The sequence below is a fragment of the Coleofasciculus sp. B1-GNL1-01 genome (genome assembly GCF_040220235.1).
Classification (GTDB): domain Bacteria; phylum Cyanobacteriota; class Cyanobacteriia; order Cyanobacteriales; family Coleofasciculaceae; genus Coleofasciculus.
Genome location: NZ_JAVJTO010000069.1, coordinates 34037 through 54735, shown reverse-complemented (window position 1 = coordinate 54735; position 20699 = coordinate 34037). Strand labels below are relative to the sequence as shown.

Genomic DNA, 20699 nt, shown 5'->3' with positions numbered 1-20699 from the left:
CCAAAGCCCTCTTAATTTCTTTGGACTCTTTTGTCTGATTGATAAAATCAGCTAGTTCATCTATAATGTTCATTTTGTGTCCTTTTCCTAGGGATGTATTATTACTATTATATCTGTTGCGACCTATTTAGGGCTGCTATATTCTACGCCATACGAACAAAGAAGAACTGAATCCCGACGCGATCGCGTACTCAGCCGCGCCGAACGCCTGCAAGAGGAAGCTCAAAAACGGGTTAAACAACTCAAGCACAATGCCAAGAAACAAGTGCAAGAAACCCGAAAAGCTGCTGCAACGGCGGCTTGGTGGTTGTTTGGTACGGCGCTTACTTCCGTCGCAGTTGCGGCTTTTGCTGGCATGTTAGCCGTAGGCGGTTTAGCCATGTTTAGTTAGTGATCGCAGCTTATCCGGGCGGGTTTCGGTGTTCAGTTTAAGAGGTTTATCTACTCATTTAATCCCTAAACCCGCCCCTACATTTGTTGGATGCGATCGCGAAAATAGAATTGATTACCATTTCCCCGACTTCTTGGAGAAGTCGGGGATCTTGCTTATTGACTTTATTTCCACCAACCTACTTTTTTCCAAAGATTTACCCAACCGCAAACCCATCATACGGGCGCATTATGGGAGCATGATAAGCGAGTACAATATCGTGCTTAGGTACACCGAAGTCCACTAATTCATTCGCCACACCCACCTCTGTTCCATCATACTGAATCCAGATCTTGCCATCAATAATGTCAATATGGATTAGTGGACCAAACACTCGACGATATTGATTCCATCCTGCATGAAAAACCTGATAGTGGTCATCTTGATGATCAAAGAATTTATAGACCTCAATTTCTCCATTGGCAGGTTTAACTTGACTATATTTCTCTAAAACTCGTTGAATCCAATCACGATATTGACTTAACTTATCCATTGCACAATCACCTCTTGAATGGGTTCATATACCAACAACCTGATTTGTGCTTCTTGAATAGTTTGTTGGGCAAAGGGGCGACGAAAAAACTCGTCATAGATGAACAATGGTACAGCTAGATAAAGCTGACGTTCTGGCTGTTGCGATCGCAGCGCAATTTGGTAACTAAAACATTGTCCGACGGCTAGATGAAATTCATAAATTGTGGACGGAGCCAGAAAGCTTTTCACCTCAACCGCAATTTTTTCAGAACTTCGCTCTGCTGCTAGCAGACGTTCACCCCCTAAATCAATCTGGATACGAGCATTATCAAAGTCTAAGGATAGTGGATCATGGGTAATCGTCCATCCGTCTTTAATCAATCCAGTCTTGACAGCTTGGTGAAATCGATCCTTGGCAGACATAGGACGATAATAGACTCTCGATACATTGTATCCTTTTTATTGTGCGATCGCGTCCATCCGTAAATAGTCCTCAACCCTTTACAAATGACAAATGACAATTCAGCTTCTAGAACGATTCGGAACCAGGCGATCGCTCTCATCATAGATTTCACCCACCAATTCCTCTAAAATGTCTTCTAACGTCACCAATCCCACCGTACCACCGTATTCATCCACAATAATGGCAATATGAAAACGCTGTCGTAACATATCCTTAAGTAAATTCGCCACTCGATTGGTTTCTGGCACATAAATCGGTGGGTCCATCGCCGCCGTCACTGAAATATCCCCTGCTTCTGGTTGGTTGACTCTTAAATACTGAAGCGCTTTCTTCAGGTGAACAATGCCGACAATTTCATCTTTGGATTCTTCCTGAACGGGAATCCGAGAATATCCAGTTTCTAAACAAAGATTCACTAAATTTTGCAACGTTTCCTCGTGGGAAATTGTCCGCATTTCAATCCGGGGTTTCACCACATCGCGAGCGCTTAAATTATCTAACATCAACGCTTTACTCAACAGTTGATGCTTATCCAGATCCAGAATGCCTTTCCCCCCTAACACCTCAATCATTAACTTCAGATCCCGTACCGATTCCCCCTCTTGGACAATCCCCCCCTGGAAAAAGCGAATCGCTGCCTGGGCAATGGTTTCCAATAAATAAATAATGCCAAAAAAGGATAAAAATCGCGAGAGCCAATAGATCGGGCGAACCACAGCCTGAAACACAGGCAAAACATTATTAATTGCTAAAGACTTAGGCGTAATTTCGCCAAAAATTAAGACGACAAATGTAACAACCGCAGTCGCAATGCCTAACCCCGCATTTCCCAGCCACAAAGCAAACAGATTACTGGTGAGAATCGCCGAAAAGTTATTAATTAAATTATTGCCCACCAGCAGCGTCGTAATAAAGCGCGATCGCTTCTCCAAAACCAGGCGAAAGATACCACTCGGATCACCTTGGTCTTTAATCAGCGCCCTCAGCTTCAGATTATCTAATGCCGTGATTGCCGTCTCTGAACCCGAAAACATACCCGACAGCACGAACATCACAATCAGTACAGCAATATCCAGCCAAACATTGCCCAACAGAGGACCGATGTCTGACGCCGCAAGTAGATAAATCGGGATTGGTAAGGCAATCATCTTGGAAATGGCGAACCTTTGGCGAACGTTATCTTACCAAACCCTTAAGAGAAATCGGGAAGGAGGAATGGGACAAGGTAGAAGGTAGAAAGTTGTGAAGTACCCCAACTTGCTTCGCTAAAGTTGGGGCTTCCAACTCCTTAAAAACAAGGACGGTTTTATTCGTCTTTGGGATTTCCCGCTTCATCCGCCAATGCCTCCAAAGGTTATCCTCTATTGGTCTTACAAGGGCGTCCACAGGCAGCCGTCCGCCTTCCGCAGACAGTAATTTTTGTCAGTCCGCTTGGTTTTCGCGGTTTATGGTTGTAGAGACGCGCCATGGCGCGTCTGTACTAACCGAATAATGCCGTTAGGCATCTTGCGCTATTCTTTTGGAGGACACTATAAAAGCGAACGGTGGTCGAGTTCATTAACGCGCAAGGACTACATCTCTATCACACCTAGCCCAGCCATCTTTAGCCCATGCATTACCATGTAGACCTAGGAGGGTTACTGTTATTATAGCGTCAAAAAGTAAACCCAACAATTGCAATTTGGAAATCTCCATACTTCCGATTTCCCGCTGTCCATCCTCACCCTACTACGTTGAGGATGAGGACTTCCGCGCCTACGTTAAGTCGTCGGACAAAAGAAAACAACACTGTACTAAGTTGTGTAAACAAGCCGCAAACCCGTACAAAGGACGAAGGTCGAATGACCTATGTCCAATTACCAATGACCACTGACCAATGACAAATGACCAATGACAATCAAGAGTAGGACTTGAGGTGATCCCTGTCCTACTCCTGCTGCCAAACGATTAGACACTTAACCCACATTGTAAGCCGTCTGTAATGCCCACCACAGTAGGAACGCAATACCCCCCAGAACTAACACCGTCGAAATCACGATTGCTAGAGGACTATCTGCTCCCTTAAACTTCATGATGCCACGATTTAGGTCTGACATATCCTGTTACACACTCCTATACTGATTGAAGGAATTTCCCAACTTGAATATATCTTGCCTTGACGGTTTTGATCACACAATTTCATTTAGGGGTTGCTGAATAAGTGTTGGGGTGAGGCGAGGGAACAGGCAACAGGCAACAGGCAACAGTACCGTTGAACGAAAAATAGGGCGTTTCGGCTTTTAGAAGTTAGTTTGACCGAACCTAATTCTGTACGGTTTTTCCCCCTTGTCTTCTTTCCTTCCTTGTCCTCCTTGTCTTGTCCCAACCATAAAATAAAAAACCTACACCTGTCAGCCCCCCTCGTTCCCCCCTTTTTCGATCCCCCTTCCGTCCCCCTTAAAAAGGGGGAGACTAAAGGATGCTTCGCTTTTATGGCACGGGGATGACAGAGGATGCTTCGCTTTTTTTGCACGGGAGAGGGGGGCAAGAGCATCCGATCCCCCTTCTCCCACCCCCCTCGTTCCCCCCTACAAGAGGGGGGAGGACAGAGGATGCTATCGCTTTTATTTCAAGGGAGAAGGGGTTAGGGGATGAGGGGGAAATGTTGATGAGTAGATAGACACGGTTTAAAACCTTGCCAGCATTGGTTTTCTTTAAGTTGACACGGATGGATAATATCGTGTCCCTACACCCTACTCAGGCTAAATTAGGGTGAATAGTGGTCATTGTCCATCAAAGGAGAGGATTGGGTGAAAGCATTATTAATCATTCTCGGAGTCTTGCTGGGATTGGTGGTAGCAATAGAAATTGGCTTGCGTTTACTCTTTGGCTTGGGAAAACCGCCAATTTATATCGCCGATGAGGAGATTGGCTATTTATTAGCCCCCAACCAAAAGACGACTCGCATGGGTAATCGAATTGCCATTAATGCCTATTCCATGCGGAGCGATACAATTACACCAGAACGATCGCCCTCTACGCTGCGAGTTTTACTACTCGGTGATTCTATCGTGAATGGGGGCTGGTGGACTGACCAAGACGAAACCCTGTCCGCCCTGCTGACTACTCAATTGACACCGTTAACGTCTCAACCCGCATTTGAGCAAATCGAAGTTCTCAACGCCTCCGCCAATTCCTGGGGACCTCGGAATGAATTGGCATATCTACGAAAGTTTGGCACGTTCAACGCCCAAGCTGTCGTCTTGGTGATTAATACTGATGACCTCTTCGCCACCGCCCCCACCCCCATCCCCGTGGGACGCGATCGCAATTACCCCAGTCATCGACCCCCGTTAGCCCTGATTGAGGCAATCAACCGTTTTCTGCCCTACGAATCTCCACCGGAAATGGCGGCTGTCCGGGCGGAAAAAGGCGATCGCGTTGGGTTTAACTTAGATGCCATTGGTCACGCTTACAGGCTTTCCCAGGAAGCAGGGGCGGAGTTTCTGCTAGTCATGACCCCCCTATTACGGGAAATTGGCGAACCCGGACCCCGTGATTATGAAATCAAAGCCCGAAATCGCCTGAAAGGGTTTACCGAAGACCAGCAAATTCCCTATATCGACGGCTTACCCCTGTTCAACAACGCGCCAACCCCAGAAACCTGGTATCGGGATCACATCCACTTAAGTCCCCAGGGTAATCAGCAGGTGAGTGAAGTAATTGCGCGATCGCTTGAGCGTCATTTGTCATTGGTCAAAACAACGGACAAATGACACTAAAATAAGCCATTTGAAATCGCCGAAACCCTGTTATAGCCCTACGGGGATACGTTAGGACATTCGCCTGTTGCCTATTGCCTGTTGCCTGTTGCCTTTTCACCCAATTGTATTGTCCTAACCTTAATGCGTAGTGCTATATATCGTAGGGTGGGTTGAGCGAAGTCGGTTGAGCGAAGTCGAAACCCACCAGCCTCAATTCACTACCATTTCAATTAAGACACAGCAATCATGGGAGACTTGAATTCATGAGGCTCTCGGTCTAAATGATGCCAAACTTGACCATCCAGAGCCATCTGCTCAACCAAACTGGCTAAACGGAGGGCTTTCAGCGCCTGTTCACCGCCGACAGAGGGTTGATTTCCGCCACGCACACAGTTGACAAAATGTTCTAACTCGGCGTATAGCGGTTCGATATTACTGGTGTAAACCTTTTCAATTAACCCATCTTGGCGATAAAGAACCTGACCATAGTCGGTTTCACAATTAGCCGTCGTTTGCCGATGAATCAGAATTTCATTATTGAGAAAATCGGCTTCTGTGAGTGAATTTTTACAATGGGCGGCAATGCTACGAATTTTACGATGGGTCACTTTACTAGAAGTAAGCGTTGCCACAATGCCATTGGCAAAGACTAAATTAGCGGTGACATAATCTAAATACCCCGACTCCGAGGCATGGCTACCACTCGCCGTCAATTGGATCACGGGCGCATCCGCTAATTCCATCAACAGGTCAATATCGTGGATCATTAAATCCAGAACCACGGAAACATCATTGGCTCTGTGGGAATAGGGACTCATGCGATGCGCCTCTAGCGCCAGCAATTTCTCCGTCTTCAGGACTTTGCTGAGTTCTTGAAAGGCGGGATTAAACCGTTCAATGTGACCCACTTGCAGAATACATTGATACTCAGCAGCAGCGTTGACTAGGGATTCTGCCTCAGCGATACTGGCGGCAATGGGTTTTTCGATTAAGGCATGAACCCCTGATCGCAAACAGGTCAGCCCCACTTCATAATGCAGACGGGTGGGTACGGCAATACAAACCGCATCCACATAAGGGAGTAAATCGCGATAATCCTCAAAGAAGCGGACACGGTATTTACTCGCCGTGTCCAAACCCCGTTCTACATTAATGTCTGCTACGCCTACCATTTCCACGTCTTTCAAAAGACTCAAAACGCGGGCATGATGCTGTCCCATGTTACCAACGCCAATCACGCCAATTCGGATTGGCTGCGGCAGGCTACGTTGGACATGAGTATCCAGATGTCTTTGATACATGCTATCTTGCACTCTTATATGCTCCTCCACCACGGGAACTAAGTCAATTTACTTATGTTGAGCCGCCTTAAACCATCCAGATAGTACCACAGCACCTTTAAATGTGAAGAATTCCAAAGATTGCCTCAATTTGCCAGATACCAGATAAAAGAAGTCTTTTGGATGGTCATTATGTTTTCATTGTGGGTTTAGGGTTACTTTAGGTGTAGGTAAATGTGTCAGTTTCTGGGTTGTCCATGTTTGGGCAGGGGAGCGGAGGGAGCTGGGAGAGCGGAGGGAGCTGGGGGAGCCATGTAGAGACGTAGCATGCTACGTCTGGGAGCTGGGGGAGATGAGGAAGATGGAGGGGATGGGAGGAGACAAGGGAATTGTAGGGGCGGGTTTTACCGCTAACGTTTGCTTGGCACCCTGATATAACTAAACCCGCCCCCACCTAACCGTTCAATTATCACAAATGACGAATGACGAATGACAAATGACAAATGACAAATGACGGGGGTAAAGATGTCAAAAGCTGTAGTTTTATTGTCCGGTGGATTGGATTCGTCTACAGTTCTCTATCAAGCTAAGGCAGAGGGCTACGAGTGTTACGCTATATCCTTTAATTATCAACAGCGACATCAACGGGAACTCGAATCCGCGATCGCAATTGCTAAAGGTGCAGGTGTCAAAGACCATCAGGTGGTACGCTTTGACTTAAGCCAGTGGGGGGGTTCAGCCTTAACCGATGATACCCTTGATTTACCCCAGACGCGATCGCTCCAGCAGATGTCCCAGAGTATCCCCATTACTTACGTCCCCGCACGAAATACCATTTTTCTCAGTTTTGGGCTATCCTACGCAGAAGCGATCGGGGCTACTGCCCTCTATCTGGGAGTTAATGCGTTAGATTATTCCGGTTACCCTGATTGCCGTCCTGATTATATCCAAGCCATGCAAGAAGTCTTTCGCCTAGGCACAAAACAGGGGCGCGAGGGAGAACCGATTCAAATTATCACCCCGCTAATTCAGCTAAAAAAAACAGAAATTATCGAGTTAGGCAATAAACTGGGAGTGCCTTGGCAAGACACCTGGTCTTGCTATGCTGGGGATGAGGTGGCTTGTGGTGTCTGTGATTCTTGTCGCTTGCGGCTTGCTGCTTTTGCTGAACTCGGACTACAAGATCCCTTGTCTTATGAAAAAGTTTGACCCGTCACCTTGTTCAAGGACAGGTTATGAAAACTAAGCAGCTTGTGAAAAGACTGGGGCAATTTAGCCGACGACTTAATTCCCGTTCCATCTGGATATTCGTTGCCGTTATCCAAGTTTTACTATTATTACTCATCTATTTAACCTGGCCCCCCACCCATTTAACCTTATTTGTTCCGGCTGATGAAGCCTCGGCTTGGCAGTCGTTAATCACCGACTTTCACCAGAGCCATCCCAAAATTCGGATTAATTTGAGAACGAGAACTAACCTAGCAGGTGACGTAACCTATCGGCTGAAGGAAGATTTTGTTAGAGAGTGTCAAGCAGGAAATTCACTTTATGATTTGGTCTATACAGATATTATCTGGATGCCGGAGTTTGCTGCCAAGGGATGTCTGGTGAATCTATATGAATGGACGGCTAAAGATACCCTCATAAACGAAGGATTTTTACCAAGTGCGATTGATGCAGGAGAATATAATGGTAACCTCTATCGGATGCCTTTGCGTTCAGATATTGGTCTCTTATACTACCGCAAAAACTTACTGGGTAATACTCAGCCACCTGCCACCTTACAGCAATTGAAAACCCTTGCCCAAAATTGGCAAAACCAAGGGAACTCTCAAGGCGTTTATTTATGGCAGGGATGGCGGTATGAAGGATTGGTGGCTACCTTCGTCGAGGTATTAGAAAGCTATGACGGATTCTGGATTAAGCCGGAAAGTTTAGAGGTGGGATTGGATCAACCTGCGGCTGAACAAGCTGTCCAGTTTTTACTCAATACAATTCGAGATAATATTTCGTCGCCAGAAGTTATCTTATACAGCGAACAGGAATCATTGGAAACGTTTAACCAAGATCAGAATACGATATTCCTACGGCAGTGGCCCTATGTATGGAACCAATTTACTGATCCCGCTAATATCGGCGTACAAGTCTTGAATCTTTCAAGCAATCCAACTAATAATAGTTTACGTCCAAGTGCCTGTAATGGGAGTTGGGGCTTAGGTATAGCGAAGAATTCAAAGCATCAAGATAAAGCCTGGAAAGCGATTCAATATTTTACCAGTCAAGCGGCTCAGAAAAAGTTAATTTTAGAAAAAGGATATTTACCCAGTCGAGAAGCGTTATTTGATGACCCCGAAATTACAGCTAAATATCCCTATTTACCGTCCTTGAAAGAGGCAGTCAAAAATTCAATATTGCGCCCTCCCCTTCCTCAGTATGATCAAGCCTCTTTTATCTTACAGAAATATCTGAGTAAATTAATTACCAGAACCGCCCTTGCTCAACGAGTTGATAATAACGAGATAACCCGGTTGATGCAGGAAGCCGCCGATGAAACGCGCCAACTGTTAAAGTTAGATCCGATTGCGGTTCAACGTTGAGGTAATCAAGAAAGCACTATGACTCGCAAACGCTTAATTATTGAAATGGGTATGGGGGTAGACCAACATGGACAGGAACCCACTGTAGCTGCATCTAGGGCTGTGCGGAACGCGATCGCGCACAACGCCTTACCCGGTGTCTGGGAGGTTGCAGGTTTGAGCGATCCCAATCAAATGATTGTAGAGGTGCAAATCGCCGTAGCTTACCCGGAACAAGTCCGACAGGAAGAGGTTCTCGCTGTGTTACCCTTTGGGAAAAAATCACTCACCGTACAATCCGGGGGAATGGTGGTTCAAGGTCGAGCTATTGCTGAACTCAATGATAAAAATGACGAAATGCTAATTGCTGTTGCCGCCGTTACCGTTTTCGTGGAAACTGAATAGTTGAGTTAACTCAATTAAAATTAGGGAGTGAATATCTCCAAGACAATATTAATTATCTGTAGTGGATTGACTCAGCTAAAATGGTGCAATAGATTGGGTACGTAGTGAGGGCTTTAGCCCTCTCCAGCTAGGCGTTATAGAACTAAAGTTCTCACTACAAACAAAGTCCTATTTTAGCTGGGTCAGTCCAGTAGGGTGGGTTAGGCGGAAGTTTAATTTGGGTAAATAACCTCTTAATTGAGATATCCGCCGTAACCCACCAATAAAAACTATAATTGTGTATTAAAATTGACTTGATCAATTATCCCTGAGTCTCAACAGTTCAATCATACCAATTTCACTCTAGACGTATTCAGCCATGGAGAATAAAACAATGTCAACAAAACCGATTGAAACACTGGTCAGAACCTATTTTACCAAAGTGGCAGCGATGAATCCCGACGGTTGGCTAGATCAGTTTGCCGAAGATGCCGTCAGTTATGATCCGGTAGGACAACCTCCCACAAAAGTTCATGAAGGATTTCAGGAATTTTTTGCCCAGCTACAGGGAATGTTTAAACAACTGGAATCGACAATAGAGCATATTTTTGTAGCGGGGAATGAAGCTGCCGTTAAATGGACAATGCAGGGACTCAGTAAGACTGACAAAACTATAACGTTTGAAGGAATAACCGTTTTTGAGGTGAATGAAGCGGGTAAAATTCAAAGCACTCGTGCTTACTGGAATCCCGCCGATATAATAGCCCAACTTAAGGGAGGGTGAATTGGGGAATGGTTACGGCTGTAAGGGATATTGTTGGTAATAAGTAACTCTATTGCAAGAACACAAATTATGAATGTACAAGAACAGTACTGGGATAAAATATTTGGGAATTTAGCAACTAAGGAAAGTATCAGATACGGAGTTTGGACAGTCTATTCTCCAGAAAAACCTGAATAAATTAACTCGAATGGTACTGACATAAGCATTAGGGAATCACCGAAACCTTGGATATACCATAGGGTGGGTTTCGACTTCGCTCAACCCACCAACCTTAAGTCAGTGGCATTCAAATCAACTTAGCTATTCAGAGTATTGATTATAGAGGTTAAATCTAACATGGTAAAAAAAAATTACAGCAGTTCAGAAGGTTAACGGCTAAAATCAAAATTCGTTTAATCCATCGCAAAACCCAGTGGACTCTGACTATTCAGGGATGGATAGTGACACTGATTTGTATTTTTTCTCTCATGCTATTCACCCTCAGCACAATCTATCCATTCCTAGCAGTTAACTCTCCGGTTGCTGCTGATGTCATGGTGGTGGAAGGCTGGATACCCGATTATGCGATTAAAGACGCGATCGCACGTTTCCAACGCGGGTCTTATAATTACCTAATTACCACGGGTTTACCTGTCTCCAAGGGTTATTATTTAGCCGAATACAATAATTTTGCCGAACTCACCGCCGCCACATTTATCACCTTGGGGTTTAATCCAGAACAATTAGTGGCTGTTCCCGCCCCCAATGTGATTAAACATCGGACTCAAGCTAGCGCCATCGCCTTACGGGAATGGTTATCAACATCCGAATTAGACGTAAAATCAATTAATCTCTATTCGCTGGGACCTCATGCCCGTCGAAGCTGGATTATATTTAAAGCTGTATTAGAACCAAAAATCCGAGTTGGTGTGATTGCGGCTGAACCTCAAGAGTATGATCCGCAACAATGGTGGCAATCTAGCGAAGGAGTACGAACCATGATTGGGGAAGCGATCGCCTATCTCTATGCTTTGTTTGTCGATTGGCACACTTGAGTTTTCATTTCCTGATCTCGCCAAACAGACTATTCAAATCCTTCTAAATAGGGGGCAATATATTTTTGTCCTCGTTCAATGTAATAAGGTGAAAAAAGAGTTTCATAATCTTGCTTGACTAATGCCATGGCTTGCTGCATCCGTTCATGACCATAGACAATAAACTGGGCTGTGGATGTTGCATAATATTTTCGTTCTGATTCCTTATTATTTTCTTTAAATGCGCTTTTGTAGAGCGATCGTGCTGCTTGAATAAATGCTTTCTGTTCGTCGTCAAATTCAAGTTGCCCTTCACTGGGGAAATATAATTCTGTTCGTTTGATAAAACCCATCAGTAGATTCATACATTCACGGGTCTGTTCTACCGATAAAGCTTCTTTATCGCCGCGACGAAATGCCCATTGAGTACAACCATTAGTCACTTCTAAAACTCGCAGTTTTGCAAATTTATCTAGCGCTTCATCAGAAAAATTTTCAAATTCTTCAATATGCTTTTCGATGAGATTTTTGAATGCCTGAAAATCGTCTGCAAAAAACTCTTTTAATTCTTGGATTTCAGCTAACTTGCTCCAATGAATAGTACGTTTTGCTTTCATAATCAAAAACTCGATAAAAATACTAAATAACTACTGCGCTACATTTGTAGGATAGCATCAGTGTAACAAAAGCCCTATCTGGCTCTGTTTCCAACGCTAACCCCAAATTGCATAAGTCCCGAAGCTGTGAGAGATAAGTGTATACGCTATATCATTGAAGCGTGTAACCCGTTTGGAACCCCGGAAGCTTCTGGGCTAATCACTTATGTTACAGTTTTAGCAACCACGGGGTATAATTCCTAGCCTTAATAGTAAAACGGAGATGTTACAACCGCAAATGGTTAGTTGTTAAACTTTGTTATAGAACAGACTGGGGATCAGTCTGAAGGGGGAATCATGAAAACCAGACATAGAGCGATCGCAACGTTAGGACTAGCGGTATTGGGAGCGCTTACTGTTGCTTGCGAAGGGGGAGATGGAGGAAACTATACGTCTGAGTCTCCTAGCGAACAGGCTGAAATTCTACTCTCGCCAGAGACAGCTTCCCCCCAAGCTCCTCAATCAGCACAAAAAGCCCAGCCATCACCAAATTCAGATCAGCTACAGCGTCTACGTCAAGTTCCCGAAGAATCTAACCGCGAAACCTACAGCACCATCCAGGAAAATCCTTTTTTAAACGCTAGCAGCAATCCCCTCTCTACCTTCTCCATTGATGTTGATGCCGCCTCTTATAGTAACGTGCGGCGCTTTATCAATGAGAATCGGCTTCCACCACCTGATGCGGTGCGGCTTGAAGAATTAATTAATTATTTTACTTACGATTATCCGCAACCGGAAGCCGATCAGCCCTTCTCGATCACCACAGAAGTTGCTGAAGCGCCTTGGAATCCGAAACATAAATTAGTTCACATTGGCTTGCAAGGGAAAAGCGTTTCGACCGAAGATTTACCTCCCAGTAATCTGGTCTTTTTATTAGATGTTTCCGGTTCCATGGCGGACGCTAATAAACTCCCCTTACTCAAAGAAGCATTCCGATTACTCGTTGACCAATTGCGAGACGAAGATAAGGTTAGTATTGTTGTCTATGCAGGGGCGGCGGGGACAGTGCTACCACCAACACCAGGGAATCAGAAAGATACGATATTAGCCGCGATTGATAAACTCGAAGCCGGGGGTTCAACGGCTGGAGGTGAGGGAATTCAGTCGGCATATAAATTAGCTCAAGAGAATTTTATCGAATCGGGGAATAACCGCGTCATTCTCGCCACTGATGGAGATTTCAATGTCGGTATCTCTAGCGATGAGCAATTGGTTAGCCTGATTGAAGAGAAACGAGAGCAAGGCGTTTTCCTCACGGTGTTGGGATTTGGTACAGGCAATCTGCAAGATGCCAAGATGGAAAAAATCGCCAATAAAGGCAATGGCAATTATGCTTATATAGACAATATCCTAGAAGCGAATAAAGTCTTGGTTAATGAAATCGGTGGAACCCTACTCACCATCGCCAAAGATGTGAAAATTCAAGTGGGATTTAACCCGGACAAAGTGCAAGGGTATCGGCTGATTGGTTATGAAAATCGGCGACTGCAAAATGAAGCGTTTGAGGATGATAAAAAAGACGCGGGCGAGTTAGGTGCGGGTCATTCTGTTACCGCCCTCTATGAAATTATTCCCGTGGGTGTGAAGAGTGATGTCTCGTTATCCGAGGTTGATCTCGTAGACTCTCAACAGAAAACTGATGAATCGATGACGTTTTCGCCGAATGAGTTAATGCAGGTGAAGTTACGGTATAAGCAGCCGGATCAGGATACTTCTCAACTGATTACCACACCTGTTGTGGATAAAGGATTAACCTTAGCCCAAGCCTCGAATAACTTTAAATTTTCGGCATCCGTTGCTGAATTTGGTATGGTATTGAGAGAGTCTCAGTACAAAGGGAATGGTAATCTTGATCATGTTTTACAGTTAGCTAGTCAATCTCAGGGAGCCGATTTAGATGGATACCGAGCCGAGTTTATTCGGTTAGTGAAGCGGGCGAAATCTTTATAAGTCGGTGGGCAAAATTAAAGTTAATGGTGGGGAGCGTCATTTGTCATTTGTCATTTGTTTGACTCGCGGAAAAGCCAGATCAAGTAAAGGGCGACTCAATTAAATTGAGTGGATACAGTTGTTTAGTTAGACAAGCGGGTCGCCCCTACATCAGCATTAACGGTGATAGGTTGCCCGTCAATATTTAAATTGCTCTAACTTATATCAAAACATAAAAACAACATTCTTGATAGTGCCATGAATTCTAGTATTCAAAACTCAAATAATAACTACCCAGAATTTTCCCAGCAAGGCTATCAGATTCAGCGGGAACTGGGACACAACCGCAGTAGTGGACGGGTAACGTATTTAGCTACTCATCAGTCCACCGAAAAACCTGTGGTGATTAAACAATTTCAATTTGCCAAAACGGGTGCAAATTGGTCAGATTTTGACGCCCATGAACGGGAAATTACACTGCTGCAACAACTGGATTCTCCTAGTATTCCTAAATACTTGGATGCATTTGAAACGCCGGATGGCTTTTGCTTAATTCAGGAATACAAACAAGCCCCCTCTTTAGCCATTCCCCAATCGTTTACCCCAGAGGAGGTTAAACAAATTGCGATCGCACTCTTGGAGGTGTTGGTTTACTTACAACAGCAAGTTCCGCCGATTATCCATCGAGATATTAAGCCGGAAAATATTTTAGTTGAACGTTCCCCCCAGATTAAAGTGTATTTAGTGGATTTTGGTTTAGCGCGTGCGTTTGGGGATGATTTGGCGGCGAGTAGTGTGGTGAAGGGGACATTAGGATTTATGCCACCGGAACAGATGTTTAATCGTCAACTCACGGAAGCGTCTGATTTATATGGTTTAGGGGTAACGTTGATTTGTTTACTGACTCAGACTAAATCGGCTGATATTGGCAATTTAATGGATGAAGATTGTCGAATTAACTATAAATCCCTGGTATCGGGTTTGAATCCTCAGTTTATCACCTGGCTGGATAAAATGGTCGCACCTAAATTGCGCGATCGCTTCCCCAATGCAGCGACGGCGCTGGCGGAATTGTTAGCGATTGATGGGGTGGGAAATTCGCCAACCTCGGATCAGTTTCAGCGACTCCAGTCTGGGATTACGCCGATGTTGGTGTTGAAAGTTGGGATATTGGCGGTGATGGGTACAGGTTTCGCGATCGCGTCTCGAATCACCAATCCTGTGCAGTTAGGAAATCCTCAAGCTGAAATCCAGCAATTGCAGCAAACGGGTGAATGTGCTGGATGTGATTTGAGTGGCGCTGATTTGAGGGAAATGAATCTAAGAACCGTTGACTTAAGAGAGGCTAATTTGAGTGAAGCTAACCTCCAAGGGGCAAATTTGCAAAGTGCTAATTTAGAGAATGCCAATTTGAGAGAGGCGAATTTGATTGATGCGGATCTTAAGGGCGCTTATCTAAAAAACGCTGACTTAACGGCGGCAACGCTGACAGGAACTAAGCTTAAGAGTACAGATCTCCGAGGTGCGATTATACCTGATGATTTTACGCGATAGAATTGGCGTAACCTCACCCAACCAGTTTTCCGGGCGCACATTGGTAAAGGGCGCACGTCGGTGCGCCCCGACCATTCTCATTCATTATGACCACATTTCAAGACATTGAAAAAGATAATTGGAATCAGTAAAAGAGTTTACCTATGACAATAACTGTAGAAGAGAAACTATATGAACCGTTGTTGTTTCCAGGGTTGACCTGGGAGCAGTTTAAAACTTTAGAACCAATGCTCGATGTTCCAGGTGTTCGGCTATCATTTTTGGATGGGGTGCTGGAGATTCAAAAAATGCCTGGAAGAAAACATGAAACGACAAAAGGACGTATTGGTGCCTTGGTAGAAGCGTATATGATGGCTGTGGGAATTGATTTTACGCCCACAGAATCTTTAACGCTAGAAAGTGAAATCGGTAAAGTGAGACGGGAAGCAGATAAGTCTTACGAATTAGGGACTAACCGAAACCAGCCAGATTTAGCGATTGAGATTGTTATTACCAGTGGTGGTATTGACAAGCTCAAAGCCTACAAACGTTTAAGAATTCCTGAAGTCTGGTTCTGGGAAAAGGATAAACTGTCTTTGTATGCGCTACGAGAGCAAGAATATGAACAGATTTCTCGCTCTGAACTTCTTTCCGGACTCGATATGGCGTTATTGACTCGGTGCATTATGATGCCCAATCATGTTCAGGCAATCAGGGAGTTTATGAGTGCGATCGCTTAAGATTAGGGGACGCGATCGCATCTCAACGCCCCTCGGCTTTTGTCTTAATCTGAATAAGCTACACCGACTCAGCCTCTTGCCAAACCGCACGAAAAAGAGCATCATAGCTAGATTTAAGCAAAGTGCCGAAACTCAATCAATGACCCATGATGCAATCAGAACTGAAGCCCTGAGAATTCTTGAGATTTTGATCTCTATGCCTTTTGAGGAATGTTTCCCACTGAGAAAAGAATTTGATGTTTTACCCTCCCGCCCTGGTTTGTATGCAGTCAAGCACAAAGAAGAGGGAATTTTGTACATCGGTAAGGCGCTGAATGTTCGCAACCGCTTCATGGGTGGCCACAAGGCGCTGTATTATGCTTACCTAGACCGCCTAGATCCTGATGATGTGAGGATTGCAGTTGTCACTTTAACCTATAACCAACGGTTACGAGCGTTAGATCTTGAAGCCTTGATGCTTCAGGTTGCTAAACCACGCTATAACAGTCGTATCAGGCAGAGTCAGGATTAAGTTATGCAGTTAACAGAACACCTATCTCCACGAGCCGCACAAGCGTTTATCGAGGCACTTCCTGTTCCTATCAGGGACGCTCTCTTAGCGTACTCGGCTGAAATTGAGTACCCAGTGGAAGGTGTTTTGGAGATGGCGATCGCAATGTTTCTTGATCTCGATTGTGCCGGATTTGCTGATTGTCGTACTGATACGCCCAGTATGATGAGAGAACGAATCGCCATCTTAGAAGCTGTGATTCGTAAAAATGGGCTGACAGTTCCAGAGTTGCCTGAGTAATTCCTACTCCCAGGGAAGTTGTGACTTTTTAATGAACTCACAACTCCCCCATCCCGCTTGGATGATATTGTCGCCTACAGTTGCACGGTTACGGTTTTCACTTCAGTGTAATTCTCTAAACAATATTCACCTAATTCGCGACCTATGCCAGACTGTTTAAATCCACCAAAGGGTGCAGCTGCGTCAAAGACGTGGTAGCAATTCACCCAAACTGTACCTGCACGCACATTATGAGCGATCGCGTGGGCTTTGGCTATGTCTTTTGTCCACACTCCTGCGGCTAGTCCGTACATGGTGGTGTTTCCTAGACGAATCGCTTCATCGATGTCTTTAAATTTAATAATGCTCATCACCGGACCAAAGATTTCCTCTTGGGCAATCTTCATGGAATTATCCACATCAGCAAAGACAGTCGGTTCGACAAAGAAACCGCGATCGCCAATTCGATTTCCGCCACACAGCATCTTTGCCCCTTCTCGCTGTCCGGCTTCAATGTAGCTCATGATTTTATCAAATTGAGCCTGATCCACTTGGGGTCCTTGTTTGGTATTGGCGTCAAAGGGATCACCGACAGTGCGCTGTTTCGCCCGTTCTACACATTTAGCCACAAACTCGTCGTAGCATTTTTCTTCTACGAATACTCGTGAACCCGCATTACAACATTGACCTTGGTTGAAAAATAGACCGTGGTGGGCACCTTCAATCGCCGCATCCATATCAGCGTCAGCAAAGACAATATTGGGACTCTTACCGCCTAATTCTAAGGTGACGCGCTTGAGGTTGGTTTTGGCGGCTTGTTCCATCACCAAACGTCCCACTTCAGTTGAACCCGTAAAGGCTAATTTATTGATATCAGGATGAGACGCGATCGCACCCCCAGCGGTGGGTCCATAGCCAGGTAGAATATTCACTACGCCCGGTGGGAAACCCGCTTCCAGAATCAGTTCGCCGACTCGCAATGCGGTTAAGGGTGTCTGTTCTGCTACTTTCAGAATTACCGTATTGCCAGCCGCCAATGCGGGTGCTAGTTTCCAGGCTTGCATTAACAAGGGGAAGTTCCAGGGAATAATTTGACCCACGACTCCCACGGGTTCGTGTCTCGTATAGCAGAAGTAAGGACCATTAATCGGGATGGTTTTGCCCTCAATTTTATCTGCCCAACCTGCATAATAGCGGTAGCAAGCAATGGTTAACGGTAAGTCACCATTCATCGACTCACCTAGGGGTTTACCGTTATCAAGGCTTTCTAACCGTGCCAGTTCTTCTTTGTTTTGTTCAATTAAATCTGCCAGTTTATAGAGTAATCGTCCCCGACTACTGGCGGACATAGTGCGCCATTCTCCACTCTCAAATGCTGCCCGCGCTGCTTGCACCGCCCTATCTACATCGGGGGCGTCTGCTTCAGCCACATCACAGATCACTTCTCCTGTGGCGGGATTGATCGTCTCAAATCGGCGACCCGTGGCGCTTTCCACCCATTCGTTGTTAATTAACAACTGAGTCGGACCGATTTTCACCTTTTGTTCTGGTGCTGTGGCAGTTACCATTAAATTCTCCTTGCGTTCTTACTGCAAAAAGCAATAGGAGTGTGGTCATGCATTAGTTTCTGCCAACTATCTATGACCACCTCCATTCACTTGTCCTACAACCTTAGAAACATAGCGATCCAGTTTTATCTATCTAAAGTTATAGATTAACTATTATTAATTTATGTAAAATAAGCCGTTGTTTGTAATCCAAGAAGCTGTGATCGCCTGATCATCTAGACTCCATAGTTTTTTTAGTTGAAGTCTGCTTTATCGTGTAAGGTTCAAGTTTTAATTATGTAAAAAAAATAGATGTAATCACTTTCATGAAAATTAACTTTTATGTAGGAAAATCTTGAGGAGATGAACAGAATCCGCGATCGCAGGTTCCCAGATGGATGCAAATCCAAGGATATCGCGATGCAAGCGTCTCCAGGTTAGGAGATCATCGGTTGTTCATACCCAAGCCTTTGCCAGTGCTGTGTCCAGAGATTGCATAACCAGGAGATATGCTGGTGATTGTATTGTTTATGATGCCGTTTGCGATCGCTCTCAATTAAAAGCCACAATTGCCGCAGTTGTTGGCAGGTGGTGCAGTGTTGAATTTGGCAGGCGATCGCGTTGAACCACTGGCGTAATTGGCGATAACTGATGAATTGTCCACCTTTGTCACGGCGATGAACAAAGACGATATATGCCCAGGATTCCACACGCACGATTAGGTGTTTAGGAATTTTTAGGAATTGAGCGATCGTGGCGAGACTGATGCGGAATTTCTGGGCAGGTTGGAGGCGGCGAAATAAAGGTGTCATGATACCAGTTGGTTGAGTTTGTAAGTTTTCGATCCCCCTAAAACATCGGTCTAGTAACTAGAGTTAGCGATCGCAATAGGTAGAAATATGCCATGGCATGTCAGTTGTAGGGGCGGGCGCGAGCCGTTTAATTTTGGTATCTACCGATAACTTCAAAGGCAAAACCCGCCCTTCTTCCAAACATGGGTTATGGGGAGTTTGGGGGATCTGATGATTAACTGTTGGGGTAAGATTTCAGGATTAGGCGCTGATTTGCTGTGGCTTCTGGGGTGACGTCAAATACAATTTGATAACTACCTGTAGGATTATTGGCTTAAAAGATACGCAGGTAGGCTTCGGCATCACTGCGACGGCGACAGCGCAGGATAATCGTGTTTTGCAGTTTGGGAAGGCGATGAATGATGCACCAGGGTTTGAGTTGATCCTTATAACTCATGAGATTTTCCTCGTTGTAGGTTGTTTGGCTAAAGCCGTGTGAATCAGAGTCAAGAGAGTTTGGCGGTGAGGTTCGTTGGTTTGGGGGTGGAGTATCCAGGTGCTGACAGGGGCAGGCTGATAGGTCAGCAGATAGCACTCTTGGGGTTTTCTGCCAGTTCCGCGCTGATTGAGCAGAATAATTGTCCAAGCGGCTTGTTTGGGTCGCTTGCGGGTGGTGTAGCCCTGTTGTTGGAGGGCGGATTTTATGGCAGCAATGTCTGTGGCGACGCGATGAGCTTCCGTCGCTGGGGATTTTTTCATGGATATTTGGTTAAGATGAGACTTTGATTGACATTGAGAAACTTTGCCCTGAAATAAATTTCGGGCTAATGGCTTAAGTCAGAAGGGAGCTGACTTGTAGGCTGTCTAGGCAAAAATGACAAGCTATTTGATCATCAATTCACCGATAAGGCATGACAAAGCTAGCAATCATCGGTTGCTGGCTAGTTCTTGGTTTGGCGACAGCTTAATATAAGACACGGAGGAAAGCAGAAGCATCAAAACAGGCATTGAAGCCTAGACCAACAAGTCCTGGCTAACAATGGGTTTTCTGATGTCCCGCCTTTGTGTGTCTTTCTTATACCGCTGAGTATATCGCGAGTCACAATATACCGTCAAGTATAATGCCTAGAGAAAATGATCAACTAACGCTAACGAAGTTGCGGCAAAGAGCTGGCTTAACTCAGCAGGAACTTGCCAGTGCCATCGGAGTGACACAAAAGACAATCTCCATTTGGGAAAAAGGTTCGGTTGAGCCTAAGCTGACGTTTGAGCAAACGAAGCTGTTGATGGAGGTGTTGAACTGCACGCTTGATGAGCTAATAGCCGCCATAAAGCACAGCACCTAGAGTCTAGAGCCTGGGAGTGATTGAAAGCTGAAACAGAAGGCATAACAGAGTGAGCGACCACTGGTCACTGGTAAAGTATTAGTGGAATAACGATTATGTAAGACACTGAGGAATGGGCAGTATAAGGTCTAAAAGTGGCTAAGTCAGACATTGACTTTCCCGATCACCTGCCCTTGATCGCATCCATCTTATATAAGCATGCTTTAAATTGTTTTGTCAAGCTTGCTTATATAACTTTTCT

Annotated in this window: 23 protein-coding genes; 13 read left to right on the top strand and 10 right to left on the bottom strand. The window is 45.0% G+C overall.

Translation table 11 applies throughout. From position 1 onward, the window contains the following. The first annotated feature begins 265 nt into the window (after positions 1-265). Positions 266-391, top strand: a complete 126-nt coding sequence (locus RID53_RS16860) for a hypothetical protein (protein ID WP_446389190.1) — start codon at positions 266-268, stop codon at positions 389-391. A 196-nt stretch (positions 392-587) separates the two neighbouring features. On the opposite strand, the gene RID53_RS16855 is transcribed toward RID53_RS16860, so the two are convergent. The 4 genes from RID53_RS16855 to RID53_RS16840 form a co-directional block, all read right to left on the bottom strand. After that, positions 588-923 (bottom strand): element excision factor XisI family protein, encoded by a 336-nt coding sequence (locus RID53_RS16855; protein ID WP_446389189.1) that lies wholly within the window; start codon positions 921-923, stop codon positions 588-590. Beyond that, on the bottom strand, positions 911-1327 hold the full coding sequence (locus RID53_RS16850; protein ID WP_446389188.1) for an element excision factor XisH family protein: 417 nt from the start codon (positions 1325-1327) through the stop codon (positions 911-913). Before RID53_RS16850 ends, RID53_RS16855 begins: the two co-directional genes overlap by 13 nt. A 99-nt stretch (positions 1328-1426) precedes the next feature. After that, positions 1427-2515 carry a hemolysin family protein gene (locus RID53_RS16845; RefSeq protein ID WP_446389187.1) on the bottom strand — a complete coding sequence of 363 codons (1089 nt, stop codon included), beginning with the start codon at positions 2513-2515 and terminating at the stop codon, positions 1427-1429. Positions 2516-3322: 807 nt separating this feature from the next. After that, positions 3323-3439 (bottom strand): hypothetical protein, encoded by a 117-nt coding sequence (locus RID53_RS16840; protein ID WP_006103347.1) that lies wholly within the window; start codon positions 3437-3439, stop codon positions 3323-3325. A 717-nt stretch (positions 3440-4156) separates the two neighbouring features. On the opposite strand from RID53_RS16840, the gene RID53_RS16835 reads away from it, so the two are divergent. Then, positions 4157-5122 (top strand): GDSL-type esterase/lipase family protein, encoded by a 966-nt coding sequence (locus tag RID53_RS16835; protein ID WP_446389186.1) that lies wholly within the window; start codon positions 4157-4159, stop codon positions 5120-5122. Between the two features lie 218 nt (positions 5123-5340). Here RID53_RS16835 and RID53_RS16830 read toward each other — a convergent pair whose 3' ends face one another. Beyond that, complete coding sequence (locus RID53_RS16830; protein ID WP_446389185.1) at positions 5341-6411, bottom strand: Gfo/Idh/MocA family oxidoreductase; 1071 nt, start codon at positions 6409-6411, stop codon at positions 5341-5343. Between the two features lie 489 nt (positions 6412-6900). Here RID53_RS16830 and queC point away from each other — a divergent pair, with 489 nt between their 5' ends. The 5 genes from queC (at position 6901) to RID53_RS16805 (ending at position 11168) form a co-directional block, all read left to right on the top strand. Beyond that, positions 6901-7599, top strand: coding sequence for a 7-cyano-7-deazaguanine synthase QueC (gene queC, locus RID53_RS16825; protein ID WP_446389184.1), 699 nt, complete (start codon positions 6901-6903; stop codon positions 7597-7599). Between the two features lie 26 nt (positions 7600-7625). Then, on the top strand, positions 7626-8987 hold the full coding sequence (locus RID53_RS16820; RefSeq protein WP_446389183.1) for an extracellular solute-binding protein: 1362 nt from the start codon (positions 7626-7628) through the stop codon (positions 8985-8987). A gap of 18 nt (positions 8988-9005) precedes the next feature. After that, positions 9006-9371 (top strand): Lin0512 family protein, encoded by a 366-nt coding sequence (locus RID53_RS16815; RefSeq protein ID WP_446389182.1) that lies wholly within the window; start codon positions 9006-9008, stop codon positions 9369-9371. 373 nt (positions 9372-9744) lie between these two features. Beyond that, positions 9745-10134 (top strand): nuclear transport factor 2 family protein, encoded by a 390-nt coding sequence (locus RID53_RS16810; RefSeq protein ID WP_446389181.1) that lies wholly within the window; start codon positions 9745-9747, stop codon positions 10132-10134. A 467-nt stretch (positions 10135-10601) separates the two neighbouring features. Next, complete coding sequence (locus tag RID53_RS16805; RefSeq protein ID WP_446389192.1) at positions 10602-11168, top strand: cytosine deaminase; 567 nt, start codon at positions 10602-10604, stop codon at positions 11166-11168. Positions 11169-11197: 29 nt separating this feature from the next. On the opposite strand, the gene RID53_RS16800 is transcribed toward RID53_RS16805, so the two are convergent. Further along, the gene (locus RID53_RS16800; protein ID WP_446389180.1) at positions 11198-11764 is read right to left on the bottom strand and encodes a hypothetical protein; all 567 of its coding nucleotides are present in this window, start codon (positions 11762-11764) and stop codon (positions 11198-11200) included. A 336-nt stretch (positions 11765-12100) separates the two neighbouring features. Between RID53_RS16800 and RID53_RS16795 the strand changes: the two genes are divergently transcribed. The 5 genes from RID53_RS16795 to RID53_RS16775 all read left to right on the top strand — a co-directional run bounded on the left by RID53_RS16795 (position 12101) and on the right by RID53_RS16775 (position 16795). Beyond that, the gene (locus tag RID53_RS16795) at positions 12101-13753 is read left to right on the top strand and encodes a vWA domain-containing protein (RefSeq protein ID WP_446389179.1); all 1653 of its coding nucleotides are present in this window, start codon (positions 12101-12103) and stop codon (positions 13751-13753) included. Positions 13754-13990: 237 nt separating this feature from the next. Next, on the top strand, positions 13991-15286 hold the full coding sequence (locus RID53_RS16790) for a protein kinase domain-containing protein (protein WP_446389178.1): 1296 nt from the start codon (positions 13991-13993) through the stop codon (positions 15284-15286). 143 nt (positions 15287-15429) lie between these two features. Beyond that, positions 15430-16005, top strand: coding sequence for a Uma2 family endonuclease (locus tag RID53_RS16785; RefSeq protein ID WP_446389177.1), 576 nt, complete (start codon positions 15430-15432; stop codon positions 16003-16005). Beyond that, the gene (locus RID53_RS16780) at positions 15992-16516 is read left to right on the top strand and encodes a GIY-YIG nuclease family protein (RefSeq protein ID WP_446389176.1); all 525 of its coding nucleotides are present in this window, start codon (positions 15992-15994) and stop codon (positions 16514-16516) included. The genes RID53_RS16785 and RID53_RS16780 overlap by 14 nt, the downstream gene beginning before the upstream one ends. Positions 16517-16519: 3 nt before the next feature. Beyond that, positions 16520-16795 (top strand): hypothetical protein, encoded by a 276-nt coding sequence (locus tag RID53_RS16775; RefSeq protein ID WP_446389175.1) that lies wholly within the window; start codon positions 16520-16522, stop codon positions 16793-16795. A 74-nt stretch (positions 16796-16869) separates the two neighbouring features. On the opposite strand, the gene RID53_RS16770 is transcribed toward RID53_RS16775, so the two are convergent. The 4 genes from RID53_RS16770 to RID53_RS16755 form a co-directional block, all read right to left on the bottom strand. After that, positions 16870-18342 (bottom strand): aldehyde dehydrogenase family protein, encoded by a 1473-nt coding sequence (locus RID53_RS16770; RefSeq protein ID WP_446389174.1) that lies wholly within the window; start codon positions 18340-18342, stop codon positions 16870-16872. 416 nt (positions 18343-18758) lie between these two features. Then, the gene (locus RID53_RS16765; RefSeq protein ID WP_446389173.1) at positions 18759-19133 is read right to left on the bottom strand and encodes a hypothetical protein; all 375 of its coding nucleotides are present in this window, start codon (positions 19131-19133) and stop codon (positions 18759-18761) included. 313 nt (positions 19134-19446) lie between these two features. Continuing rightward, complete coding sequence (locus RID53_RS16760; RefSeq protein ID WP_446389172.1) at positions 19447-19569, bottom strand: hypothetical protein; 123 nt, start codon at positions 19567-19569, stop codon at positions 19447-19449. Next, positions 19566-19871 (bottom strand): hypothetical protein, encoded by a 306-nt coding sequence (locus tag RID53_RS16755; protein ID WP_446389171.1) that lies wholly within the window; start codon positions 19869-19871, stop codon positions 19566-19568. Before RID53_RS16755 ends, RID53_RS16760 begins: the two co-directional genes overlap by 4 nt. Before the next feature lie 362 nt (positions 19872-20233). On the opposite strand from RID53_RS16755, the gene RID53_RS16750 reads away from it, so the two are divergent. Continuing rightward, entirely contained in the window at positions 20234-20458 is a 225-nt protein-coding gene (locus tag RID53_RS16750) for a helix-turn-helix transcriptional regulator (RefSeq protein WP_446389170.1), read from the top strand. Positions 20459-20699: the final 241 nt, after the last annotated feature.